General features: G+C 54.2%; 23 protein-coding genes and 1 tRNA gene. 9 read left to right on the top strand and 15 right to left on the bottom strand.

Going from position 1 to position 25,444, the window contains the following annotated elements; translation table 11 throughout:
• Positions 1–19: 19 nt before the first annotated feature.
• The 4 genes from BLU64_RS17495 to BLU64_RS13180 all read left to right on the top strand — a co-directional run bounded on the left by BLU64_RS17495 (position 20) and on the right by BLU64_RS13180 (position 5,022).
• A complete protein-coding gene (locus BLU64_RS17495) occupies positions 20–1,387 on the top strand; it encodes a glycosyltransferase family protein (RefSeq protein ID WP_026741838.1) in 1,368 nt (455 codons plus the stop codon).
• 12 nt (positions 1,388–1,399) lie between these two features.
• Positions 1,400–2,674 carry a glycosyltransferase family 2 protein gene (locus tag BLU64_RS17490; RefSeq protein WP_074728973.1) on the top strand — a complete coding sequence of 425 codons (1,275 nt, stop codon included), beginning with the start codon at positions 1,400–1,402 and terminating at the stop codon, positions 2,672–2,674.
• Positions 2,674–4,128, top strand: coding sequence for a radical SAM protein (locus BLU64_RS13185; RefSeq protein ID WP_026741840.1), 1,455 nt, complete (start codon positions 2,674–2,676; stop codon positions 4,126–4,128). Before BLU64_RS17490 ends, BLU64_RS13185 begins: the two co-directional genes overlap by 1 nt.
• A gap of 90 nt (positions 4,129–4,218) precedes the next feature.
• Entirely contained in the window at positions 4,219–5,022 is an 804-nt protein-coding gene (locus tag BLU64_RS13180; RefSeq protein WP_026741841.1) for a hypothetical protein, read from the top strand.
• A gap of 228 nt (positions 5,023–5,250) precedes the next feature.
• On the opposite strand, the gene BLU64_RS13175 is transcribed toward BLU64_RS13180, so the two are convergent.
• Complete coding sequence (locus tag BLU64_RS13175) at positions 5,251–5,712, bottom strand: hypothetical protein (protein WP_026741842.1); 462 nt, start codon at positions 5,710–5,712, stop codon at positions 5,251–5,253.
• Positions 5,713–6,219: 507 nt separating this feature from the next.
• Between BLU64_RS13175 and BLU64_RS13170 the strand changes: the two genes are divergently transcribed.
• Positions 6,220–7,005 (top strand): endonuclease/exonuclease/phosphatase family protein, encoded by a 786-nt coding sequence (locus BLU64_RS13170; protein WP_026741843.1) that lies wholly within the window; start codon positions 6,220–6,222, stop codon positions 7,003–7,005.
• A 163-nt stretch (positions 7,006–7,168) separates the two neighbouring features.
• Here BLU64_RS13170 and mltD read toward each other — a convergent pair whose 3' ends face one another.
• Together mltD and gloB are read right to left on the bottom strand one after the other, a co-directional pair.
• Positions 7,169–8,557, bottom strand: coding sequence for a murein transglycosylase D (gene mltD, locus BLU64_RS13165; protein ID WP_074728971.1), 1,389 nt, complete (start codon positions 8,555–8,557; stop codon positions 7,169–7,171).
• 70 nt (positions 8,558–8,627) lie between these two features.
• The gene (gloB, locus tag BLU64_RS13160) at positions 8,628–9,383 is read right to left on the bottom strand and encodes a hydroxyacylglutathione hydrolase (RefSeq protein WP_026741845.1); all 756 of its coding nucleotides are present in this window, start codon (positions 9,381–9,383) and stop codon (positions 8,628–8,630) included.
• 43 nt (positions 9,384–9,426) lie between these two features.
• On the opposite strand from gloB, the gene BLU64_RS13155 reads away from it, so the two are divergent.
• Entirely contained in the window at positions 9,427–10,149 is a 723-nt protein-coding gene (locus BLU64_RS13155) for a class I SAM-dependent methyltransferase (RefSeq protein WP_074728970.1), read from the top strand.
• Here the strand turns inward: BLU64_RS13155 and rnhA are convergent.
• On the bottom strand, positions 10,146–10,712 hold the full coding sequence (rnhA, locus tag BLU64_RS13150; RefSeq protein WP_026741953.1) for a ribonuclease HI: 567 nt from the start codon (positions 10,710–10,712) through the stop codon (positions 10,146–10,148). The two genes, BLU64_RS13155 and rnhA, sit on opposite strands and share 4 nt — an antisense overlap.
• On the opposite strand from rnhA, the gene dnaQ reads away from it, so the two are divergent.
• From dnaQ to BLU64_RS13135, 3 genes are all read left to right on the top strand, one after another.
• Entirely contained in the window at positions 10,666–11,400 is a 735-nt protein-coding gene (gene dnaQ / locus BLU64_RS13145) for a DNA polymerase III subunit epsilon (RefSeq protein ID WP_026741847.1), read from the top strand. The genes rnhA and dnaQ overlap by 47 nt on opposite strands.
• Before the next feature lie 126 nt (positions 11,401–11,526).
• A tRNA-Asp gene (locus BLU64_RS13140) sits at positions 11,527–11,603 on the top strand.
• A 501-nt stretch (positions 11,604–12,104) separates the two neighbouring features.
• Positions 12,105–12,554, top strand: a complete 450-nt coding sequence (locus BLU64_RS13135; protein ID WP_074728968.1) for a flagellar protein FlhE — start codon at positions 12,105–12,107, stop codon at positions 12,552–12,554.
• Positions 12,555–12,972: 418 nt separating this feature from the next.
• Here the strand turns inward: BLU64_RS13135 and BLU64_RS13130 are convergent, their stop codons facing one another.
• The 11 genes from BLU64_RS13130 to BLU64_RS13080 form a co-directional block, all read right to left on the bottom strand.
• Positions 12,973–14,367: a condensation domain-containing protein gene (locus BLU64_RS13130; RefSeq protein ID WP_074728966.1), complete on the bottom strand. Its 1,395-nt coding sequence runs from the start codon at positions 14,365–14,367 to the stop codon at positions 12,973–12,975.
• A gap of 35 nt (positions 14,368–14,402) precedes the next feature.
• Entirely contained in the window at positions 14,403–15,701 is a 1,299-nt protein-coding gene (locus BLU64_RS13125; RefSeq protein ID WP_217630045.1) for an MFS transporter, read from the bottom strand.
• A gap of 24 nt (positions 15,702–15,725) precedes the next feature.
• Positions 15,726–16,661, bottom strand: a complete 936-nt coding sequence (locus BLU64_RS13120; RefSeq protein WP_026741849.1) for a sulfotransferase family protein — start codon at positions 16,659–16,661, stop codon at positions 15,726–15,728.
• A 709-nt stretch (positions 16,662–17,370) separates the two neighbouring features.
• Positions 17,371–18,039: a GIN domain-containing protein gene (locus tag BLU64_RS13115; RefSeq protein WP_074728964.1), complete on the bottom strand. Its 669-nt coding sequence runs from the start codon at positions 18,037–18,039 to the stop codon at positions 17,371–17,373.
• Positions 18,040–18,059: 20 nt separating this feature from the next.
• On the bottom strand, positions 18,060–19,397 hold the full coding sequence (locus BLU64_RS13110) for a cytochrome P450 (RefSeq protein WP_074728962.1): 1,338 nt from the start codon (positions 19,395–19,397) through the stop codon (positions 18,060–18,062).
• Positions 19,394–20,353 (bottom strand): beta-ketoacyl-[acyl-carrier-protein] synthase family protein, encoded by a 960-nt coding sequence (locus tag BLU64_RS13105; RefSeq protein ID WP_074728961.1) that lies wholly within the window; start codon positions 20,351–20,353, stop codon positions 19,394–19,396. The genes BLU64_RS13110 and BLU64_RS13105 overlap by 4 nt, the downstream gene beginning before the upstream one ends.
• The gene (locus tag BLU64_RS13100) at positions 20,344–21,204 is read right to left on the bottom strand and encodes a hypothetical protein (protein ID WP_051625442.1); all 861 of its coding nucleotides are present in this window, start codon (positions 21,202–21,204) and stop codon (positions 20,344–20,346) included. Before BLU64_RS13100 ends, BLU64_RS13105 begins: the two co-directional genes overlap by 10 nt.
• A complete protein-coding gene (locus BLU64_RS13095; protein ID WP_051625443.1) occupies positions 21,201–22,313 on the bottom strand; it encodes an acyl-CoA dehydrogenase family protein in 1,113 nt (370 codons plus the stop codon). Before BLU64_RS13095 ends, BLU64_RS13100 begins: the two co-directional genes overlap by 4 nt.
• Positions 22,314–22,525: 212 nt before the next feature.
• Positions 22,526–23,566: a 3-oxoacyl-[acyl-carrier-protein] synthase III C-terminal domain-containing protein gene (locus BLU64_RS13090; RefSeq protein WP_051625444.1), complete on the bottom strand. Its 1,041-nt coding sequence runs from the start codon at positions 23,564–23,566 to the stop codon at positions 22,526–22,528.
• Between the two features lie 30 nt (positions 23,567–23,596).
• Positions 23,597–24,286, bottom strand: a complete 690-nt coding sequence (locus BLU64_RS13085; RefSeq protein ID WP_026741853.1) for a hypothetical protein — start codon at positions 24,284–24,286, stop codon at positions 23,597–23,599.
• Positions 24,279–25,427 (bottom strand): acyl-CoA dehydrogenase family protein, encoded by a 1,149-nt coding sequence (locus tag BLU64_RS13080; protein ID WP_051625445.1) that lies wholly within the window; start codon positions 25,425–25,427, stop codon positions 24,279–24,281. Before BLU64_RS13080 ends, BLU64_RS13085 begins: the two co-directional genes overlap by 8 nt.
• Between the last annotated feature and the right edge of the window lie 17 nt (positions 25,428–25,444).

The following is a 25,444-nucleotide window of genomic DNA, read 5'->3' as shown; positions in this document are numbered from 1 at the left end:
TTAAGCGAAGGAAAGACTCATGGATGTAAAGAATAGGGCCATATTCATTTCATTTGATGGCGTCGCGGTTTCCGGTATTACCGTGGAAGCGGCCAAGCTGGCTTCCTGCCTCAATCAGAGAGGCTTCGAGTCATTCATTGATCTTGGGTTCGACATCAAGATCGATAAAGGCAATTTCGGCAGGCCTTATACGCAGAAAGAGAAGAGCGCCTTCGGTCAGATCTTTACGGTGGTGAGAGCGACGGGGGAGGGCGAGCTGCCCGGTTACACTCCGTATTTTATCGAGGACGTGAATAACCTGTTGATCAATGGAAGTATTCCTTCCAGCGAAGAAAAAAAAGCGCGTAAGCTGGCGGATGTTCATGTGGTCGCTGACGCCTTATCCGAGCGCATTGTGGCGACCTGGCGTGAATTAGGCATTACTCACGTCGTCGTTGAAAACGGCACGCTGCCTGAAAATATCGTGTATACCCATGCGCTGTATAAAGCGATTGCCGCTTACGGAGAAGAGAACGGACTCGGATGTTTCGTGCTCTGGCGCGACCACGATCTCATGTGGAACAGCGAAACGGCCTGTGGGAAATACGGAGGCGAACCCTGGCCGTATGCCGTGAAACCGATTCCTACGAAATATATCAATTACGTCACGCTTAATGATGCCCTCGCCAGCAAGCTCAGTGAATGGAGCGGGGTTAATATTGACGTCATGCGTAATTGCTACTGTTTCGAAGGCGATAAAAAGCGGAAATCCCTGCGCCCTGAATTTGGGATTTCAGAGAACGATATTCTGATTGCGCGCACGACGCGACTTGTTCCTGTGAAACGTCTGGAACGAGATATCTATCTGACTAAAAAACTCAATGAGCTGTGCGTTAAAAATAATAAAGAGCCCTGCGTCTATTTAATTATTGCGGGGGGGGAGCAAGAAGACGCTCGCTACTTTCGTTATTTGAAAGACTATGTCAGCGAATTGGGAATGGAGCGGTTTGTCCACTTCATCGGCGCATTGCAGCATGACTTTATCGACGAAAGCGGCGATGCGTATACGGTTCAGGATCTCTATGAGTCCTGCGATATCGTCTCCTTTCTCACATCGTACGACTACGACAGCTACGGCAATCCGATTGGGGAAGCGATCAGCCACCAGCGGTGTTACATCGCCACTCACTATGAGTATTACGACGAGGTCTACGGTCAATACGGCTTTCAAACCGAACTGATGACGATTTCTGCCGACCAGGACGGCTGGCCGGACGATGATTTTGTGCAACGTGTTTATGGATTGGTTGCCGACAAGTCGAAACGAGAGTTCATCGCGAAACATAATTTCCATATCGGGGAAAAACTCATTTCCAACAAGATATTTGGCCACGTTTTTAATGTGTAATAGGGAGTTGTTATGCGTAAAGAAACTTATATATCCATTGTGCTGCCGGTTTATAATGAAGGGAATCGCATTGAAGCCGTCATTGATTCTATTTATCGGCAGACATCGAAATACGGCATATTTACCCTGGATAATATGGAATTAATTATCGTTGATAATAATTCGACGGATGACTCTATTCAGAAAGTCAAAGCAGCTCAGGATAAATATAAAGACCTGACAATACATATCATCAATGAAACCACGCAGGGCGTCTCTTCAGCCAGAAAAAAAGGCATGGATTACGCCTCTCAGCGCGCCGGTATCCGTAATATCGAATACGGTATCGATCATAAGCACTATATCGTTTCCGCCGATGCGGACTGTGAGGTGGATAAATATTGGATCGACGAACTGGTTTACACCATGCTTGAACAGCATGGCGATCTCGGTACCTGTAATTACTACTACGACAAACGGGATTTTGAGCTGCGCCCCAACCTGTATCGTGAAATTGATAAAACCCTGCGCTGCCGCCACTTTTCGTTCTCGCTGTTCGGCGGTTTCCCTGATGGCAAAGGGTTTGCGGTCGAAAAGCGGATGTATGATGCGGTTGGCGGCATCGAGATTTTCTACCAGTTGGAAGGAGGGCGCTTTGTCGAACACCTCTCCGACGACTGGGACTTCGGCATCAAGGTCATCGCCTGCGGCGGTAAACCCGTCTATGCGCCCGAAGCTTACGTTAAAATCAACAGCCGGAGGGTGGATACACTGCTGTACGAGGTGATGAATGGGACTGCCTATGGAAAAGACGGCATCATCATCATGAAGGATGTGCGCCCGACGGACCACGCGTTGGAAAACTATCAGGATCTGTCGCCCGAACAGGCTGAAGTCTCCTGGTTCAACTCGATCAAAGACTACATACCGAAAAATATCGTACTACCGGTGTTACTCAATCCATCGCTGCTGGTGGACAACCCCGAAGTCATTGAGTTCTTCACGCCGGAGGTGGCGGAAAGTCTCTATCGACGTATCTACCAAATCAAGTATGAAACCAGCGTCGTCGACTTCAAGCCGATTCATGCCTACAAAACCCCGGCGTTCCGACTCTATTTTGAATTCAGACACGAAATCTTCAACTCGCTGCGGCGTTTTGTCGGCGAAGATATCGGCTCCGCGCCGCCGCTGCCTGCCTGTTTCGATACCGTGGATGAAAAAGACTTCCTGCGCTTTGTGTACTATTTCTGCGAAGACCGCGAGTCGGGCGAAGCGCACAACTATTTTGCCAATGGCGGGGTGTTTTGATGAATAAGAGCCATCTTGATACGTTGCTCGATCTCGATAGCCGATATCCCACGCCGTTAGTGTGTGAGGTGCTGGAGAAGGAAGAGAATGCGACGTTGCTCGACTATGTCGTCAAAGATCCCTTTGGTTGCCACGTTTTTCCTGGCGATATTGAGGATTACCCTTTATCGGCGTTTCATGCAGACATGGATGTGGAAATCGGCAACGCCGAGCAGATCCATCTCTGGGCTTACATTCCAACTTGCCGTTATAAGTGTCATTTTTGCCAGTTTCCCACGGTGATCCTCAACCCGGATTCTGCCAAGGCGGGCGCGCTGTTTAGCGAAGTCGTGGATCTGAACATCAAAGAGGCCCAGCTGTGGCTGAAACATGTCCCGAGCCTTCGCCATACGCCCGTCGGCGAATTCAATATCTTCGGCGGGACGCCCTCGCTGCTGCCGGAAGTCGAATTACGTCGGCTGATGGCGTTTTACAAGGAGAACTTTAACTTTTCCTCCGCTACCTTGCGGTTTGAAGGCGAGCCGGGCAGCCTGCCTGAAAATTATCTCGGTATCTTGAAGGAACTGGGGTTCACCAAGCTGTCATTTGGCGCGCAGTCGTTCAACGATCGCCTTATCCATGCCTGCGGCAGAAGACATACGGCGGCGGAGTGTTTTTCCACGTTGGAAAATGCCAAAGCGATGGGGTACGAGCTGATCACCATCGACCTGATGTATGGGCTGATGGGGCAGAAAGTGGATGACGTCGCCTACGACATGGAGATGGTGAAGAAATACGACCTGTCGCATGTGGTTTGCACCAAGCTGCATATGAAAGAGTTTATGGAAACCCGCAGCGGCGTGTCGGCGAAACGGAAAAACCTCTGGCAGCGCAAATTGATTTCGCTGGGCGATAACGAAATGCCCAGTTTGGGAAAACAGTACCAGATGCGTGAGCTGGTGGAGAGCTATCTGGCCGATGACTATCTCGAACATCCCACCATGTATTTCCACAAACGTGATTTGCCGCCGGAGAAATGGAAAAGCCTGATCACCGATCTGGACAAACAATATCCCGAGGTTGCGATAGGGCTGGGCGGCAGCTCCAAGTCTCGTCGCTCTGAGATGATCAACCTGACGGAGTATGACGAGTACCGCGATGCCTTAAACGCGGGGCGTCTACCGTGTGGCTCGGTCCGGGGGTTCTCCCCGCATCAGCAGCGCGTCAATGCCTTCAAGATGGCGTTATCAACGCTGATCCCTGTCGATGATGCGGTCTTCAAAAAACGCTTCGATGGTGAGAGCTTCTTTGACAATCCCACCATTTCGGCGGCGTTAACTCACTTGGAAGAAAAAGGGTTAGTGACCGTGGACAACGCGGTGGTCACCCTCTCGCCGGAAGGACGAGTGTTGGTGGAGGCCATTATCAACACGCAGTTCGAGACATCGAGTCCGACGCCTCTCGGCGTCGGATGAGGGATCTCGTAACATACGGAATGTACGCCAAAAAACCGCCGCCGTTGGTCTCTGCCGTCGGCGCGGTAAGGGCGCATAAGGATGATTGTGATGCAGAATTTCTCTTCTCGTGTATTCAGTTTTTATTACATCGGCATTGATACCGAAGCCGGCGTCACCAACGCGCAATTCGAAGCCTTTGTGCGTGACAAAGGCGTTCAGCTGCCGATTTATCCGGGATGGCGTTGGACCTTGTTGCGCGGGCTGCGCGGCGAACGTACCGATCAATATCTGATGCTGTTCGAAATGAAAAACGCCGAGGCGCGTGACCTATACGTCGATGAAAACGGCAACCCGACGGCGCTGGCTCAGCAGTTCTGGCAACAGACGCCTGAAGCGCAGGGAATCCTCGAAGTGTGGAAACATTTGGCCACTTTCGCGGAATTGCCGACGTTGTTCACCGACTACCGGCTGTTGGCCGAAAACAACAAAAGCACGGTGAAACCTGGCCCCCGCTATCATCAAGGGCCGGGGGAGGAGAGGACCGCGCGAATTATTGGTATCCATAATCTGGCATTGCGAACGGGGGTCACCCCCGCTGAATTCGAATGCTTTATCGCAGAGAACCATCACCGCATAGAAGACTATCCCGGCTGGAAATTTCACCTGCTGAAAGGGGAGCGCGGCAACCGACTGGATCAATACGTTGTCATGATGGAGATTGAGAGCGTGGAGGCATTGACGGTCTTTTATCCGGAAGCGGATATCGGCACTCAGGAAACCGATAAATTCGCCCAGGCGCATCGCGACACCAAGCAGATGTACGAAGAGTGGAAAAAGCTGGCCTCTTTCTCTGGGTCACCGCAGATTTACACGGACTATATTTCCGTCGCAGAATGCGGGACGTGTGACTAGCGCTCATGCTCGTTAAGCATCGCTATGATGCAGGCGTATTGCGTCGATGCATCCCAAGATAAAGAAGGTAAACCCGATAGCCCTGAACCCTTTGTTCAGGGCTTTTATTGCTGTTTACGGCGTATTCGACCTGCTCCACTGATCTCCGCTTCAGAACCGCACAGACGTGCCGGGGCTTCGCTCACAGGGTCTAGTTCCGCGATGTTGTAGTCTTACACAGCAGACTGACTACAAATCGCCATAGTTGAAGGTAACGGATTCCTTGCCGGCAGGTTGCAGCGTAGAGCGAGGTTTCCCGGTCAGCTCATGACGAATTTGTATTTGCGCACCGATTGAGAAAATTTGGTTATCAAATGCCGCAGTGGAACCGGTGGCGCCAGCCTTTGCCGGAACACAACTTGCTGCCGAAGCTTGATAAGGGTTGAAGTAGCACAGCTGCACGTTATCACTATACGCTGCGGGGAATTTTGTCGTTTGGTAACTAACGGAAAGTAACCTCTTGGTTACGATCAGATTGCCCTTGGGAAAATCAGCGGAATAGACGTGGAAGGCGCTGAACGAGGTGGACGGAACGCCACTTGACGGAACGTACTGCGGATAAGGTGTTGATGATTTCGTGATTACGCCAGCCGAGGCCAACAGTGGGAAAGCGGCCGTCAAAAAACAGCAAGCCAATAGTTTTGATTTCATAGATCCTCTTTTGATTAATGATAGGTGCGGAAGATTTAATATCTTGGTTTTTTTCGATGATTGCAAATAGCTATCTCATTGAAAATAATATAATTATTTCGCCCGTCAGATTTTGTCGGCTTATATAAGAGGGCGAAAACCTTCTGCTGAACAAACCGTTGTCGAGGAAGGGGTTAATCGACCAGAGGCTCTCGATGGATACCGTGTCTCCGTGTTGGCGAACGGTGCCATGACGAAGAGACGTAGCTTCTTATTACAATATGAGTAGTGGGGAAACCGTGACGATTAAGGTGCCGCATTCATGTCACGTAAGTGATTGCGATAGAGGTTTTTTTCTCTTTTTTCTTGGGGATAACCTGGGTTGTTTTGACCCCGCTAGTCGCCCCAAACGGCTCCTGCCGTTTTCCAATCTGCTGTTGAAACTCACCGACAAAGCCCCTATAACTGGACTATCACTATTGCAGTAAGCAGTAGCTGACACTCTGTCATCTTGATAGCAGGCGAGACGTGCGAAAGAAAACTTATGCCATGAGATATGTTGCCGGGCAGCCTGTGGAGAGAATTTTCCCCCCGGTGGTGATGCATTATGCCGGGCAGCCGGAGTTGTCCGGTCCGTTGCCTTTAGAGGACGGCGTTTTACGTTTACTGGTCTGGAACATTTTCAAACAACAGCGGATGGACTGGCTGTCGGTGCTGAAGGGCTTCGGCAATAACGCTCAACTCATGTTACTGCAGGAAGCGCAGAGTTCGCCGGAGTTAATTCAGTTCGCCACTTCCCACTATCCTGCCGCCGATCAGGTTCCCGCATTTTCCCTTCCGCTGCACCCGTCGGGTGTGATGACGCTCTCTGCCGCGCAACCAATGTACTGCTGCCCGTTGCGTGAGCGTGAGCCGTTGCTTCGGCTGTCTAAATCCGCCCTGGTGACGATCTATCGTCTGCACGACGGACGTTCGTTAATGGTCGTTAACATCCACGCGGTGAATTTCAGCTTCGGCGTTGAGGTCTATACCAAGCAGCTACAGGCAATCGGGGATCATCTAAACCACCACCGTGGACCGGTAATTATGGCGGGGGATTTTAACGCATGGAGTCAGCCGAGAAGCAACGCTTTGTACCGTTTTGCCGGGGTGATGGGACTAAAAGAAGTGACATTTAGCCACGATCAGCGGCGCAGAGCGTTCGGCCGTCCTCTGGACTTTGTTTTCTATCGCGAGCTGAACGTTGCACACGCTTCGGTACTGGTCACAGACGCTTCCGATCACAATCCGCTGCGGGTGGAATTTAGCCTGTAATCACTTGGGATGATGGCTTATCGCCACGACGCCGTATCCCGTTAGGTGCCTGCCTCTTGGAGTGAGCGCCGCTCGTTCCCTCCTCTCACCACCCAGTTTCTGTCACGGTATTACGCCCATAAAAAAACCTCTCCTAAGAGAGGCTTTGGTTTTACGTGGCCGATCAGGAATCGGGAGTCTGTTTTTTGCTGACGAACAAGGTCAGTTTGTCACCCGGCTGGATATTGGCCTTTTTGTTAATGACCGTATTCCAGCGCATCACATCTGCAATGTCGACGCCGTGACGCTTGGCGATACTTGCCAGCGAGTCACCTTTACGAACATGGTAGATGATCGAACCACTTTTACTACTGGCATCAGACCCTGCCGTGGCGAAAGAGGCTTTCGCGACCTGAAGCGTCTGACCTGCTTTCACCGTGTGACCACGAAGGTTGTTCCAGTTTTGCAGGTCTTTGGTGCTGACATTGAGCCGTTTGGCAATGGCCGATAGCGTATCGCCAGTACGGACTTTATATTCAGAACCCCGGGTTGTTTGTGCCAGACGCGTCGGCTGAACCGCCGCAATATCTACTTCTGCCAGCGAGTCTTTCAACTGCTCGACATGTGCCTTCGGTACCATAATGTAATGCGGCCCGTTGGGCGCTGTCACATTCTGTTTATAACCCGTATTGTAGCTTTTCAATTTTGTGACGGGTAAACCGGCTAGCTCAGCGGCTTGGGTCAGCTGCATTTGCTGTCCTAAGTCGACTTGCGCCAGGGCACGTTCTTCATTCGTTTTCGGCAGGTCAAGGCCGTATTTTTTGCTATGCTTTAAGATATCGCTTAACGCTAGCATCTTAGGTACGTAGATCGACGTTTCGTAGGGGAGCGCCAGTGACCAGTAATTCGTTGGGCGCCCCTTTGCCTTGTTCGCTTTGATGGCCTGCATCACACGGCCTTCGCCACTGTTATAGGCGGCGATGGTTAGCAACCAGTCTCCATCAAACATGCGATTAAGGCGTTGCATCATATTTAATGCTGCCGTCGTGGAAGCGGCGACATCGCGGCGTCCGTCGTACCATTTATCTTGTTGCAATCCATAATGACGTCCCGTTCCTGGGACAATCTGCCACAATCCAACGGCGTTGGCCGACGATTGGGCGTTTGGATTAAAAGCGCTCTCCACTATGGGTAGCAGTACCAGTTCCATCGGCATTTTACGTTGCTTTATCTGCTCGACTATCCAGTACATGTACGGCTCTGCCCGTAATGTTACATCGTGGAGATAGCTCTTATTTTTCAAATAACGCTGTTTCTGTTCGCGGATCCGGGCGTTTTCCGGAACCTCCATCTTCAGCTCACGACTAATCAAATTCCACAGGTCCTGCTGCGCGAGGTTGCCATCATCCAACCATCGCGCCCCGGTCTCTCGACCATCCGCGTATTTTCCTGTTTCACTTTGACTGGCCGAAGACAGACTCTGTGCATGTTGTTTGGGCTGAGAGGTATCATGGGGTGAAACCTGGCAGCCTGCCAACAAGACCGAGGCGATAAGTATCGCTTTAGCCTTCATATTTTTGTCAACAGTTGCTCAAAAGACGAACGATCATACTTTGATTGGTCATTGCGTACAACTAAAACCTTCAGAAGTGATCCTTCATGGCCCTTAGTTGCGCAAATGTCTGCCAATCGCCCCTGGTACTCACATCTTTAAATATTTTTCTCTGTAAATCAGTGTCATGACAACGTAAGAAAAGATTAATGTTTCGTTCAAAACCGAGGCTTGTGGGGACTGTTTGCAGCCCTTTTTCCCTTAATTGTCTGACTTTTAGCAGATAGTCGGCAATTGTGGGTTCCTCCGGCCATAACTCATGGGCGAACTCCAGGTTTGACACCGTATATTCATGAGCGCAACACACCAAAGTCTCATCCGGTAGCTGGTTAAGTTTACTAACCGATTCAAACATTTGTTCCGGTGTGCCTTCAAAAATACGTCCGCATCCTGCGGAAAACAGCGTGTCGCCGCAAAACAGGTATGGAGCGCTATAATACGCGATATGTCCCGCCGTATGCCCAGGGACGGAAAAAATAGAAAATTCCGAGTTCAGCAGCGTTAGTTTGTCGTCTTCCTTCACTATGTGTGTCGTTCCGCTGCGGGACGTTTCCTGCGGACCGTAAATATCAATGTGGGGGAAGCGCTCGACTAAGGCTTTCACACCGCCGACGTGATCCTGATGGTGGTGGGTTAAAAGAAGGGCGATCGGCGTCAGTCGCTGCTCATCCAGCGCCGTCAGCACCGGCGCGGCTTCACCGGGGTCGACAATCACACACTGCTTCTGTCGATTACACAGCAACCAAATGTAGTTATCTTTGAGGGCGGGAACACTGATAAGATTCATGGTGAGTCCTCTGTTTGCAGTTACCTGTGGAAGATACTAGAACATGAAGCCAGCTCAAACCGTCCAGACTGTAGAGGCTCCTGATGCTTGGGATTCCATCCCCTGGGGGACATTCTATCGCGATACGCTTGATGACGCGCTCCAGCCGTGGTGGCCGAAGATTTTTGGTTTTCATCTGTTGAAAGTCGGCGCGCTCAGCGCCGAAATGAAAAGCGCTGAGTGCGCGATCCCGCATCAAATCAACCTCACATCGAATCGAACACGTGCGGATGTCATCGCCGACCCGTGCCAGCTGCCGTTTGTAGAGAAGTCTGTAGATGCTTGTCTGCTAATTCACGCATTGGCTTACTCCAGCGATCCTCACCGCGTGCTGCGGGAAGTGGATCGTGTCCTGATTAACGACGGCTGGCTTATCATCAGCGGTTTTAATCCGATGAGTCTGATGGGGCTTGGAAAAATGGTGCCGGGGATTCGGCATCGGCAGCCGTATTGCAGCCGGATGTTCAGCCAGATGCGTTTGCAGGACTGGCTGAACCTGCTCAACTATGAAATCGTGCATCACGCCAGCCTGCATGCGTTGCCCTGGCGTCAGCAAGGGCAAGGGCGCTGGAACAACCATCTGCCGTTGTTGGGGTGTTTGAACCTGATCGTGGCGCGTAAACGTACGGTGCCGTTGACGCCGACGCCGATGCGATCCCGACTGAAAAAAGCGCCCATGCGCAGTCCGGTGGGCGCGACGAAAAGCTATCGTCGCGGTCCGGATTAATCCTGTTTGTAACCGACGTCATCCAGCGTTGGCGCGCCCGCGGCTTCACGCGCCAACTGATCGCATCGCTCGTTTTCTGGGTGACCGGCATGACCTTTCACCCACTCCCACTGAATAGTGTGTTGGTGGATGGCTAAATCCAGACGCTGCCAGAGATCGACATTTTTAACCGGCTTTTTATCGGCGGTTTTCCAGCCACGCTTTTTCCAGTTGTGGATCCAGTTGGTGATCCCTTGACGCACGTATTGGCTGTCCGTACTGAGCGTCACGTCGCAAGGCGTCGTCAGCGACTCCAGCGAAACAATCGCCGCCATCAACTCCATGCGATTATTCGTCGTGAGACGGTAACCCGCACTGAGCTCTTTTTCGTGCTGTTTATAGCGCAACACCGCGCCGTAACCGCCGGGACCGGGGTTGCCGAGGCAGGAGCCATCGGTGAAAATTTCTACCTGTTTACGCATCTCTGGTAGACTCTTGTCCATGCTGAAAACCACAAGTCTGACATAAACGAAAACGATGAGCACTGAAATAACACGACAAATCGTCCTGGATACCGAAACCACGGGTATGAACAAGTTGGGTGTTCATTACGAAGGTCATCGCATCATCGAAATCGGCGCCGTCGAGGTGATCAACCGCCGTCTGACCGGCCGCAACTATCATGTTTACCTCAAACCCGATCGCCTGATCGATCCGGAAGCCTACAATGTTCACGGTATCAGCGACGAATTCCTGGTCGATAAACCCACCTACGCCGACATTGCCGACGACTTCATGGATTTCATCCGTGGCGCCGAGCTGGTCATCCATAACGCAGCGTTTGATATCGGCTTTATGGACTACGAGTTTCGGATGTTGCAGCGGGATATTCCAAAGACGGAAACCTTCTGCAAAATCACGGATAGCCTGCTGTTGGCCCGTAAGCTCTTCCCCGGCAAACGTAACAACCTGGATGCGTTGTGCGACCGCTATCTGATCGACAACAGCAAACGTACGCTGCACGGCGCGTTGCTGGATGCCGAGATACTGGCAGAAGTCTATCTGGCGATGACCGGCGGCCAGCGGTCGCTTGCGTTTTCAATGGAAAACGAAGGGACGCAGCAGGCCAATCAGACAGACACGATTCAGCGCATCGTGCGTCCGGCGTCCGCCTTGCCGGTGATCTATGCCAGCGATGACGAAGTGATGGCGCATGAACAGAGACTCGATCTGATCGTGAAAAAAGGCGGTAGCTGCCTGTGGCGTGATTGATCGCCATCTGTGAGAAAGAGAGGCTTTGCGCTGTAAATATGAGCAAACAGAGTCGGTTAGCGTGAAAAAGCATTGACGTGATAAGGGCGCCATTCTAGTATTCAAGCCGCTCACAGAGCGCAGAGTGGAGCGGTAGTTCAGTTGGTTAGAATACCTGCCTGTCACGCAGGGGGTCGCGGGTTCGAGTCCCGTCCGTTCCGCCACTTATCTTTCCCAGAATGTTGTTTAACGTGCTGGATGAAAAAGCCGTATACCTTTAAAAGGGTATGCGGCTTTTTTTCGCTCTCATGGAGCCCCTGGTGGAGAGTGGAAGCCCGGCGAAAATGTCCTACGAAATGCCTGCGTTTTCCATCGGGAACAGCAATATTATGCAGAGTCGATATCCCATCATAATGTAATTATCCGCTCAAACCCTTAGTGATAAATATATTTCGTTATTGTCAGGAATGATCGATTCAAAAAATAAACTCATCGAGAAATAGTATAAAAATAAAGAATATCTCGTTTATTAATATGGCGATGTGTTGGTTGACCATTGCTAAAGGGGTTGTATTATGACACCTGTCTCGTCAGTTGAACCAAAAATTAATACTTACTAATAAATTAGTCGGGAAGCTAATTAAATAGAAGATGATTAATGTTTGTTTGACCTGGCTGGACATAATGATTTTCTTCTATTTTATTATCATGTAAAGGATTCGCATATGAAATCTACAAAATGTTTTTCTATTTTAGTAAAAACAATAGCGTGTGCATTAATGCTTGGTAGCTTGCAAGCCTATGCAGCCAAAGGATACTCTTCGTCAGCGCAAGGAATCGTTATTTACTCTCCTAACTTTTCGTATACAACTAATTTCTCTATTCCTTCATCTGCTATATTTCCTTCAAATGCCAAGATTAACAAAGTAGATTGGAAGTATTCAATTGGCTGGAATATACCGTCAAAAGCAACGTTTATTGCTTGGTTATGTCATGGTGATGATAGTACTTGCCTTGATGTAACCAGGATTAAAAGTGGAACCACTACCTTCTTTAATACCGATGGAAAAAAACCTAATACGCCTTTCTATTTAGCGTATCGGATCAATAGTGGATATTCTTTTCCGCCTATTTCCACCGGTTCAGCTCAACTGACGGTTAACATGACATATTGATCTAAATTCAAACCAATTGATTAATAGTTAAAAATCATGATGGTATAAGTAATCATAGGTGCTGTGGTCATCATTGGTGATTGCATAGCTATACATATAATAATTGCTGATGACAGGAAAGAAGGCGGTGTTATCTCTACTCAGTATCAAGTGTGGCTGCATTAAGCATTGATAGTGGGCTTCAAGGGTTACTCTGCCTTCGCCTTTTGAAATCTGTTCCAACATGAAGATGATTCAAAAACGAGGCTGCAAAAATACAACGAATTCTTTCTGCTATTTTTCAACGAACTGGACGAAAAAGCCGCATACGTTTAAAAAATGTATACGGTTTTTTCGTTTTTATAATGCCTTCCTACAGCTCACCGCTTGCATTCCATTCCCAGGAAAACCTTTCCCCCTATAGAAAGCAGAGAACACCTTACCAGCATTCGGTGGCGATAATCGATGTCAGAAGATCTTTCGTCCGTGCGAGGTAGTCGGCGATCACCACGGCGGCCTGAGGCGTGGCGGGATGGCGATAATTGATAAACAGACCGTCATGCGTGCGCACATACCACAGACACACTTCATCAGGGTCGACGCTGCGGCTGCGGAAGCTTTTGACTTGCCACCTTGCCCACTCGCGCGCGCCTGAAATACGTCGTAGCTCCATGTAGGAGATCATAAAGGGGTCGCGTAGAGGCTGGTCGAGAAGCTCGGCCACGCGGGTTATCGGTATCTGGGCCAACGCTTTGACGCCGACCAGTCCGTTTGCCGCCTCACCCATCGCCTGAGTAAATGAGTAGTTCCCGTCGATAGGAAATGCCACCGGTCCCATACCCACGTACCAGCCTACCGACGGCTGGCGCTGAGCGGTTTGCGTCTGGAAGGGGATCATGGTGCGAAAATCCTCCTGGCCCGTGCGTTCGTTGGCGGACTTTGCCAGACAGGCCAACAGCCCGGAAAAAATGTCGCCTCCGGCGGAACGGCAGATCTGTGCAAACGCGTTGGCCTCCTCTTTATCAAACACTCTGGCGTGGCCGCTCGGTTGCTCGGTCAGGCCATCGCCCACCGCTCCCAGAGAGAGGGGAAACGGCGGCAGGCGGCCGTCTCCCTCCGCTACGAAGGTCTTCCAGCGCTGAATGCCTTCATGGCTGGCGGTGACCGTCTCCGACGCTTTGCGCTCCGCCTCGGCGAAGTCGAGATAGCTGGCGACGGGCGGAAGGGCAGGCTGGGCGGCGCACTCTTCCGATGCCGACAGGGCGGCGTCGTATAGCGTATGGATCTCGCCGGGGATCTGGAAAAGGGAATAGCCGTCGATCAGCGTGTGGTCCACCGCGAGACACACGGTCGTCGCTTCAGAATGACTAATGGTGGTAAAGAGATAGCCCGGCCAGTCGAGGGGGCCGACTTCGCGATCGAACAGCGCTTCGAGCTGGTTCGCCATCGGCTGAGCGTCGGTAAAGCTCCCGACTTTGCCGGGGCGTACTTCGATGGCGCCAGGTTTTAGCGTCATGCGCGCTAACCGGCGGTCGGCGCGGGGGATAAGGTGGCTGCGTAAGGTCTCATGTCGGTCGATCCATTGACGGATGGCTGTGATGAAAGCCGAAGCGTTCAAGTCGGCCGACATATCAAAGGCGCATCCCAGCCAGGAGGCCGTCGACGCGTTGTTCTCCCTGTCATCCAGCGCGCCCATGATGCTCGCTTCCTGTAGGCAGGAGGCCCGGCGAGGGTCCTTGACCCAACGGTCGTCGGTGGCGGAAGGACCGTTAACGCGCCAGGCGGTGAGGCGTCCTGCGGGCAGATTAAGTGAGGCTATATCTGTGAACTTCATGATCGTTTCCCTGTATCGGTGAAGGACGAAAAGACTCAGGCATTGGCGGTTTCGTTGCGGAGCGCAGCGAGTTGAGGTTCGCGCACCGTCCACAACGGCGACATGACGATCCACACGGCGGCGGCGGCGATCAGCACGCCCGTCACAAACAGCGTCGTTCGCGTTCCCAGCCACATCCCGCAGGTGCCGCCGACTACGGCGCCTAACGGTGCCAGCCCCCAGACCAGCGTACGGATGCTCGCGTTCACCCGCCCGTGGATCTTCGTCGGAGCCAACGCATAACGGATGGGGACCTGATGGACGTTGTAGGTCTGTATGCCGACCCACATGATGCATTGGGATAACCCGACGACGAGTAGGTTCGGCAGCAGCGGACAGAGCATGGCGCCGATGGCGCTGATGAGGATCGCCGCGACCAGCGTGCGGCCCAGGCCCAGAACGCTTGCCGCCGGGCGGGCCAGCAAGGCCCCCACGACGCAGCCGACGGCGGCAACGCTGGTCACAATACCAATTTCAGTCGAGGTCAGTTTCAGCTGGTCGGAGAGATAGAGAATGAAAACAGCGGAATAGGCGCTGTAGAAAAAGATCAGCGTGACGGTGGCGAAGGTTGACGCGCGCAGCGGCGGCGTACGGATCAAAAATCGCATGCCCTCGGCCGCCTCCTTCAAAATACGCGTTAGCGCGCCGCCCGTGGGGATGTCACCGGCAGAACTGACGTTAAGCCGCCGACGCGCCGACGCGGTGGCGACAAAAGGAAGCAGGGCCGACATCAGCAGGAAGGAGACGGAGTCGGCCAGTATCGCCAATGCGGGCGAGGTAGCCGCGATCAGCCATCCGGCGATCGGCAGGCCGATGACCATGACGGCGGACTGCCCGAGTTCCAGTCGGCTTTGCGCCTTTGTCAGTTGCCGATAGGGCACCAGCGCGGGCACCCAGGCCAGAAAGGTGACGTCGGCGACCACCATTGCGGCGCCGGTCAGCGTGGCGACGGTGTAGAGATGCAACATGCTGACGTGGCCGGAAAGAAAAAAAACCAGCGGCACGCTGGCCAGCGTCAGCGCCATGATGATGTTGGCCGTCATCAACAGCAGACGGTGTGAGTAGCTGTCGACGAGCAAACCGGCAAACAGCCCGAGCAGCAGGTACGGCGTTCTGCTACAGGCCAGCAGAACGCCGGTTTCGAACGGGCTGGCATGATTGAGGTTGATCGCAGTCAGGGGGAGAGCAAGGTGCGTGACCTGCGTGCCGACCAGGGAGAGCGATTGGCCAGCGAGAAGTAGGTGGAAGCTGCGGGGCAGCCGCTGTGAAACATCCTGTAAACCCTGCATCGCCATGCTCTCCGCCGTTCTTTGATGAGCTTACAGCTCGTAGCCCAGACGCTTCAATTCGTCACCCGCGATGTGCTCGAATTCAGCAATTTGCGTCGGGCTGAGGTCCTGTAGATAGCGTCCATTACGGCCCCGGTAGAGCGGTTGACGCGCCGTCTCAGCGGAAGGATGGCCCCAGGGCTTGTCGAACAGGGCATGGTTCTGATCGGCATGGCGCATCACCGCCTCATCCCACGGCAGTCCCAGAAAGTCCAGCATTTGCGCAATCGTCTCGCGAGGCTGGGTCACCAGATCTTCATAGCGGATCTCCAGATAACGAGAGTCCGGTGCGGTCAGACGAGCATGGGCGACAATCTCCAGCCAGCCGTGGGCGGCTTCGGCGATCGTCTGATATCCCCAATCGGGAACGGTCTTGAGGTGAGAGGCCGCCAGATCCCGTCCGTCGCGGACGATATGAATAAACCGGGCCTCAGGCCAGATCGCGGCATAGGTGCCAATATCCTTGATTCTGCGCTGTAGTTTCAGCCCCCAGCGTTGCGTCCCCGTTTGTTTGCGTCGACATTCTCCCATCAACTCGATAAGACGGCAGCGGTCTTCAAGCGCGGAAAGATCCCGGCCGCACTCGGCCATCAGGTTCTTCACCAACGCTCTGACTTCGTCGCGAGCGAGGCCGAAGCGCTCACACTGCACCACGAAATGCACGCCGTCATACCACTCGGGGGCGAACGTCTCCTTTGTGGCCCCGATGAGCAGATTTTCGTTGGCATCCAAAAAGTCGCAGACGGCCAAAATGTGCGGACCAAGATTAACCGGCTCCGTGAAGTCGATTTCCGGGCCGACGACAAGGTCCGGATGCGAATCGAGAATGACGCTGAGCAACGTCGTGCCTGAACGGTTTTCGCCTCCCAGCAGCACTGGGTTGGTCGTCAGTACACAAGGCGTGATTGTGGCGGATGGACCAGACATGAAGACTCCTTTCCGTGGAAGAATATTTCGAATGAACCTCACCCGCTGACAAAATAATAGGGTCGCAAAAACAAGCCGGTGGGCGATATCGTCTAGTCAAAACAATGAACGTGATGAGGCGACATTGAGTCGCCCTCGAGAATATTTACGCTGAATACATAATTAGCATTGGCTGTTGTGATAATCAACACGGGCTGAGATTAATTTTTTTATTTTTATGAGGCATAAAAATTAAATAACCAACAGATGTCCATTGAGGTCATTAATAAATAAATCTGTCGAGGTTTTTTTATAAAAATATAAGGATAACAACAGGGTTGATTTTATCTTTACTGAGGGTGAATTAATGTTATCTCTATATTTAAAATATGCCTGGTCTTCGGATTAAGTCGTCGCTGATGTGATAAAAGCACTTACTCTCTTCATGATTAATAATTTAAGCTCGCGTCTTTCTGGGCTCTCACGAGTGGTGAACGGTTCGTTATGTAGGCGAGGACGATCGCCTTTGGATAGGTTACCTATTCTGAGGGGGGGACCGCTGATACGAACCACCACGGGGAAGAGGGCGCAGTATTATTCATCGTTGTTCGCGAAGGTTGAGGGGAATAGCACTCGGCTCGCAGAGACAAGTGCTATTCATGGTTTGAGGCCTTGCTTACGTCAGCGCCTGATGACCGCACGTCTTAGGCGTTGACGGGTCCCTTTAGGATCATTGGCAATCGCGGGTCCGCACCGTTGCGCCCATCTCGCTGGACAGTGTGCTGCGCGTGTCCGTGCCTATATAAACCAGCCCGCCCATGGCGGCGCTGCCCGAGATTTCCCGTGCGCGGCACAGGTCTGCTTCCGCGCCCATCGCCACATCCATATGCGCGGATTGGATCACCAGATCGTGGGTGGCGTTGATTAGCTTCGCGCCCATGGCAAGCTTGGCATCCAGGCGCTGGATGTAGCCGCTCAGCGCGATTGTCGCGCCCATGCTGCCATCGACCATCAATTGATCCGAGCTGAGGGCGCAGGCATCGGCTTTCAGATTGACGCCAAAGGTGGTTTTGAGCGACTGCACGGGGTAATCCGTAAAAATCGTCAGGTCCGTTTTATTGTCCGAAAGATCCCACCCCTCTACGTCGCGGGTCACTCCCGTCATGCTCAGCTTCTTGCTCGCCGAATTGACCTGCAATTGATCCAACACTTTTTGGGAAGCACTGGCCACCGCATAAGGCTTCTCGGCGCATTTAAGAGTGACGTTAAGCCCTTTAGATAATTCAAGTTCGTTGAAGGAAGCAATCGGTATCCGTTTCTCGATCTTATTCGCGTAAGCGGCGTTGAGGGTGACGCCATAAAGCAAGGCAATGGAAAAAACGGTGTTCAAGCGTGTCATGTGACCTCCGTAGCGCATATTTAAAAAGAATCAGCAGAAATCGGGGTCGCCAGAGGCGTGGTCGTTAGGGATACATCGCCTCGTGGCGCCAGGTTGAGACCAAACTCCGGGCGTAGGTCCACCGGTCGCGTTCCGGGCGTTAGTTGGAAGCGGCAGCTCAATGAGAGCCGAGCCAGTGTCATCACCAGCTGATGAAGCGAAAGCGACATCCCCACGCAGTGGCGTTTGCCCGTCCCGAAAGGAAAATAGTGGTACGGCGGGATGGGACCATGAAGAAAACGATCGATATCGAACCGCATCGGTTCAGGCCAAAAGCGGGCGTCATGATGCACCAGCCAAGGGGCGAACAGGACCGCAGTGCCGGCGGGAAGGCGGTAACCGTCGATGTCGATGTCCCGCAATACCGTCCGTTCGACCAGCGATGAGACCGGTGTCAGCCGCAATGCTTCTTTCACGGCGGCCAGCGTGATGGGGCATTTTTGCAGGCTGATCCCGTCGCGTGGCAGCGCGCGCGCTTCCTGATAGATCCGCGCCTGCGCTTCGGGATGCCGTGCCAGATGGATGAGACACCACTGCAGGCTGGTGGCCGGGTTATCGATGCTGCCGGACAGATTACCCATCACCTGATTTGCCAGCGACGCTTTACGCTCTGGGTGGCGGGCGACGTCGAGAGCGTGGTAAAGCTGGGCCAGCATGGTATCCGGCTCCTCGGCGATGCCGCACAGGCTCGCATCCACCAGCGTATGCAGGCGTGCGCGATAATTCAGCAGCGTGGGATCGTGCAGCAACGTGTCTCGATCGACGGTGGCGGCCTTCCGGATCAGCGCGTAGAACGTCTGATGGGTTTCCGTGGCGAAGCGTTGACCTTCCTGGAGCGTACAGGTATGCCCGATGAAAGGCGGCATTACAGCGCGTACCGCCCATTCGAGCGTCAGCGCGCGCAGAGTCACCGGCGCCGATGTGGCGAACTGTTCGACAAGCCAGTCGGCGCTGTCTGTCAGGGCGCGCTGCAACGACGCGCACTTCGGATTGACCTGCTGCACGGTGAGTTTTCTGATCCGGCGCCATTCGTCGCCATCCTGAGCAAACGTGAGCGCATCTCCCAGCAGCAGGCGGCCAACGGCCGCGGAGGAGGGCAGCGTCATGACGTCCTTACCGAAACATTCTTCATTCTGCTGCCACTCGCGCACATGACGGGCGCCTCCCAATACGACCAGATCGGCGCTGTTGGCGAACCGGAGCCGGACCCGATCGCCCTCGGCCGCGACGGCTTCTTCCACCGTTTTCAAAATGCCGATCGCGCGTAAACGCTGCTCATCGACGACAACGGCGGGGAGCGATGCATAAGGTCGTATCACGTCTTCTCCTTATCGTCTCCGGAGATGTACCGAGGGTCTGGAATGACGTTACAGGCGCCGATGAAAGCGCCTGCGCCGATGGAAAGCAGGCCGCAGCGTTTTGATAAGGGCTGCGTATTTTGCAATCGGCGGCTCAGCAATAAAAAGGGATCGGCCGCACAGCAGTGGCCCACGTCAGGCAATAAACGGGTATCGATACGTGCCTCGAACTCAGGATTGCGCCGCGTGAAGTTGAGCCAGGTCAAGCGGTTGATATTGTGCGGCAGCAGCACGTCATGGGTCTGAAATGAAAATTCGATTTCTTTCAGCGCGTGGGCCATCATCGCGTTGTGCTCGGCATAGAAGGCGCTTTTTTGCGGCGATTCGATAAATAGTCCAGGCCAGAATTCCGCGCGATGTTCCCCAAAAGGGGGCGTCAGCTGTATGCCGTCATCCCGATTGTCCAGCAGCATGACGACGAATCCGTCTCCCAGAATTGTGCAGCCGGGGATATAACGTTCCCCCAGTCCAAAAACGCTGAGCGAATCGCCCAGGAGCAGCAGCGCGCGTTGCGAGAGTCCGGTTCGGAAGAGCGTCTGGAGCATTTTCAGCCCCCAGAACCCACCGCCGCAGTTGTGCTGATCAATCTCGTAGCGGCGTTTTACCTGCTTCAAGGCGGGATGGCGGCGCACCAACTCCGTTGTCACGCCTTCCCCTTCGACAGACTGAATCGGCAGGGCATGCACGTAAATCAGCGTATCCACCGGCGTCTCTTCGGCGCTGACCTCGAGTCTGTCCAGCAGAGTCGAAAAGGTGTGCAGGAGTGAGACCGTGTGCGGCAGCGCGGCGACCTGTTCGATACCGAACAGTTTGCTGAACACGCGGGCTTCGCTGCGGCTGCCGCCGGCCGCTTGAATGACATCGACCGCGTCGACGCGCTCCGTGGGAATGTCGTCCACCATGCGGGTTAGTCGCATGCTTGATTCTCCGTGCCCTGAAAGGCCAGTGCGGTGATCGTCGTCTCTTCCTGTAACAGCAGCAGATGGTCGTAGCGCGTGTCGCTTTGCTCCAAGGCCGCAAATAGCGAGGTGCATAACAGGCGATCATCCGCAGGAATAGGGTGTCCGTGCGCGGGCAGCGAGGACAGCAAGGTGGGACTGGCAACGAGGCGGTAGCGATCCGTCAGCCCAAAATGCTGTTTTAACCCTTCGCAATGCGCCGCCAGCCCTAACGCATCCCGCTCGCGGCGTTGGTAGCCCAGATAGCGCCAGCCTTCGCTGCTCCGATTCACGGCGACGATGCAGGCGCTGTTGTGGGGCGCGAGCGCCTGCATCAGCGGGGAGCGATAGAGCAGGTGCTTTTGGTCGGCAATCAACAGCAAAGCCCGCCGGTCGCTGTGGCGAAGGTAGCGGTGCAGCGCGTCGAAAGCGAAAAGCGGGGCGGACAGCCCGCGGTCGCTGATGGCCAGCGCAAAACTCTGTTCGCTGAGATTCAGCTGGTGGACAACGTGATTAACGACGGACGTCCCCAGGTGCAGGTCTGGCGTCCAGTGCGCCATCATCACCACGTCGATATCCTGACAATCGGCGCGTGCCTGAAGCGACGGCAACAGCGAGTCCATCATGCGCACGAACGGCGCTTTGTCCTCGGCGGATATACACTCGACGACACGGCTTTGCGCGGGATCCCACGGCAGGCCGTTCGACTGAAAAAACGCCGCGATATAACCTTCCCAGTGGTCGACTTCATCGAGCCAGACCGGGTTAAACGGTTCAAGCTCGCCAAACGTCTTCCAGAGGATGTCGCGGGGATGCAGGCTAAGGCTCATCCCTTCTCCTTATCGGCCAGGAAGCCGCACCAGCCGTTGAGCAGATGAATATTTGACGTCCCTTCCATGTATTCGAAGGCAAACGCATCGCGGTATCTTTTCATGAGACCCGGCTGATTCCCCCAATATTCCGTGGGCAGAAGATGAGGAAGCCGATGGGCGACCCGCTCGACGAACGCCGTGGCCTGCCGTTTAATCTGGCTGGTCTGCCAGACGCGCGAACGCGCCTGATGAAAGTGATCGCCCACTTCCATCAGGCGGGTATGCAGAGAGTGGTACTGCCGCCAGAGATCTTTCTCGTGAATATCTTCCTGGGCGAGCGCCTCCAGAAAACCGCGCGCGGTCCCTAGCGCCATGGCGGCGACAAGGGGGCGATGCTTCTCGAAGACCTGCGTTAACGCGTTGATGCCCTGTCGTAATGGGCTGGCGGTTAATCCCAGTATCTGTTCAGGCTGAACGGGGAACGCGTCGAACGTGATCCGGGACAACCCCGCGCCGGCAAGACCGTAGGCCGCGAGCGGCTCGACGGTAATCGCCTCCGGCGCTTGTTTCGGCTCCACCATGATCAGCTGCGGTCTGTCGTCGTGCCGCGCGAACGCCAGACCGATGCTGGCCATTTGCGCGCCGCCGATGAACATCTTGCTTCCCGTCAGTGTTAGCCCTTGTTCAGCGTGGTCCAGACGGGTCGTAATCGAGGCGGCATCAGAGCCGACTTCCGGTTCGCTTACGGCGAAAAAGGTCCATGTCGGCTGTGTCAGAAATCGGGAAAAAAAGTGATCCTGTTGCGCGTCATCGCCCAGCAGCAGCATGGCCCGGCAGGCGAGAGAGGTGCCGGGCAGGGCCAGTAAACAGCTGGCGTCCGCTCGCGAAATATATTCCACGACGCGTAAATAGGTGGGGAAGTGACGCATATCAAACGGCAGTGAGGCGGCATGGTCCCGCCAGGGATTGTATTTATCGGGCAAGCCGGTATGCGATAACGTTAATAACAGGTCATCCTTGATATGAAATACACCTTCCTCAACGTTATCTTCGATAATCAAACCCGCGGAATGAAAGGTATCCAGGCTGTTATCCAATACGTTCAGGTTATATTCATCCTTTTTCACTACTATCCCTCTGCCGATCCATGGTGCCGCGATATCTTCGTCAGGCTCACGTTGCAAGGGCGTTGGCTGACCAGATTTACCGATCCTGGCCAGCGCATCCGTGCTCTTGACACCGTCCTGCCACTCGAATGATTGAGCGTAGCGCTATCCTGAATGCAGTCTATTCCTTGCCGAATCATTGAATTGATTCAGATTGCATTTGGACGCGTTAATTAAACTTCAGGAACATATTCCACAATGGCGGAGGCCGCCGTAATCCCTAAGCCAATACTGATTAATAAGACTTTATCGCCGGGCTTTATTTGTCTGGTTTCGATCAGGTGCTGCAAATTGATAAAAGGATCCGCGCCGAAACAGTGGCCGTACTGAGCGATGTTCTCCATGACGATTTTACCGGCAGGCAGAGACAGCGTTCTTTCGATGTCTTTCCAGGACGCCAGGTTGACGTTATGGGGCGCAATGTGCGTAATGTCGTTCAGGCCCAGGCCGGCGTGCTCGAGGCTCTTGATGATGTGGCGGCACACAAAATCGGTGTAGCTATGTGGAAAATGCATCGGACTGGCGTCCGTAAAGTGCCCGCTGTTGATGCTGAACTGGCCATCGCGCGTCGTCGTCGTTCCGAGCAGGCGCACCGGGCCGGGACGTCGCGACACCAGCAGAACACAGGCGGCTTCGCCCATGATGGTGGTGTCGGCGATGAGCTGGACTTTGGGATGGAACGCCTTCTCCGCGATGATCACCAGGGCGTATTCATCGTCGCCAAGCCAGCTGGCAAGCTGCTCCAGCGCCACGAGTCCGGTGGCGCAATGACTCATGGTATATCCCGCATATTCGACGTGCTCACCCACTACCCGCCTGACCAGCGAGGGCAGAATAGGCGCGTCGAAGGGGGTGACGGAAGGGATGGTGTGGCAATGTACGCAGAGTTTGATGTCATCGGCCATAGCGGCGTGGCGTCCGACAATATTTTGCAACGCAGGCTCGATTAGAGCGGTCAAATTCTGGCTCTCGTCATGAGGAAATTGCCGCAATCCGTAGAACCGCTCAAACATTCTGGTTTCTATTCGCGTCAGCCCTAGCGCCCGCGCCGCTTCGTCCAGCGTCTGCATCTTCGGCGCGAAGACGATCTCCATGTCGTTAATCGTCAGACGCATCAGATCGCCTCTCGCCTGACAAGGGATAAAACTCGCTGTGCTCTGCGTCAGATCCGTCGCCTGCGCAGCGCGGCGGTTGGGGGCGAGGACACTCGACATCCGGCAGCAGCGCCGCTGATTTCGCGGCTTTCATCGACATATCCGCTCCCTGATTTGTTCGACTTTCAGAGTGACAGGGGGATGTTCGCCTACGGCGTCCAGCAGGACATCGCCTTCTGCGGGCCGCGTCAGCCAGTCGGTCAGGCTCAGGCGATCCGCTTCGGGCTGCGCGGCGATATCCCAGCGCCATCCCCCTGCCTTGAGCGTCGCCGCTTCTGAAGTGAAATGCAGATACATCAGGTGGGACGACGCCTGTTCAGGGCGGGGGGTGAAACGGGTAATAGCGTCCAACACCAGCCAGCAACCGCCGTACTCCTGCGCCATGGCGGCCGCCAGCTGTATTTCAGACCATCCCGGCATCGGCTGATCCACCGCCAGTCCAAGGACTTCACTGTATTGGCCCGTCTGCCAGATAAAATTGGGCAGCATGGCGGTTTTGCACTCTTTCGCCAGACCGGTGTGCAGATACAGCAGTGAGTCCGAGTCGTGCTTCCTCAGGTTGCGTAGGGTGTTTACGACCGTCGGGTGATGAGCGATGTGGATGTTTTCGCACGCGTAAGGGCACGCCGCAATGCGCAGGGACTGAGCCTCAATGTCCTCGGGGTGCAGCGCGTGCCAGCAACTCAGCCCAGCCAGATCGAAGTCGTTCGCCGTCCGCCACGAGATATTCAGGCGCAGCAGGCCCAGCTGGCCGATCCAGAATCGTGAAACGTCACGCATGAACCGGCTCGCTTTTAAATACGTGGCTGGCGTTCAGCAGGTGAATATTGCGTGTGCCTTCCGTGTATTCGAAACCGCTGATGTCGCGCCAGGCTTTGCAAAAGAACGGATCGCAGACCACCGCGGGGTCGCAGGCGTGGGCCAGCTCATTGACCAACTGCTCCGCCAGCAGGGTGGTGTCCGCCTTGGCAAGGCCGATAAGCCGGCCGATACGCTCGCCGCGATCTATGCGCTCCGCGAGGGTCAACAGGCGATAAAGTCCGGCGGACAACCGTCTGCGCATCGTCCGCAGGCGCGCGTCCTGAGCGCGCGGAAAATAGCCCGCGTCGACGACGTGATCCAACAGCGCCCGGGCGACACCCAGCGCAAGCGCGCCGACGCAGGGGCGCAGATTATCGAACGTCGCGAGGGTGGCGGAAGAAAAGCGCTGAGCAGGGTTCAGATGTGCGCCGACCATCGCCTCCTCCGGCAGAAACATGTCATCGAAGCGCAGGTGCGAGATATTACTGCCGGGAACCCCATAAACGGGAAGACGGGTAGCCTCGAACCCATCGACCTTGCCCGGTTCAAACAGAAACATATTCAGCCCCAGAGGGCCTTCGGCCGTACGGGCGAAGACAATGCCGATGTCGGCGATAAGGCCGTTGCCGATGAAATATTTTTCACCGCTGATACGCCATCCGCCGTCCACTTTCCGCGCCTGCGTCTGAATAGCGCCCGCGTCCGATCCTCGACCCGGTTCGCTCATGGCAAAGCAGCTGCGGCTTAGTTTAGTTTTGAAGTGGGTGAAGAAGGTCTCTTGCTGGGCATTGCTGCCGATGGCCTCAATCACAAAGCCCGCCATGCCGGGTGTGGGACTGGCGAATATCAGGTTGGGATCGATATATCCCAGCGCCTCATAAAAATAACAGCGTTGAGAAACCGTCAATTCATACAAGACGTCGCCGTTTTCCAGAACCAGCGGCGTGGGATTCCACTTTTCGGGCAGCCCCAGACGATTGAGCTGCGGCGCCAACGCATAGTCATCGGTATGCCGGTAATGGCCTGCATCGGCCTCCAACCGTCGCCCGATATCCCGGCCTGAATCGAACGTCGTCATCGCTAATACACGAAGCGCATGATGTGTTGAACTGATTTCCATGACATTTCCTCTGTCTA

It is taken from the genome of Lonsdalea quercina (assembly GCF_900107885.1).
Classification (GTDB): domain Bacteria; phylum Pseudomonadota; class Gammaproteobacteria; order Enterobacterales; family Enterobacteriaceae; genus Lonsdalea; species Lonsdalea quercina.
The sequence above is the reverse complement of the archived record's forward strand: the minus strand, read 5'-3'. Positions and strand labels throughout refer to the sequence as shown.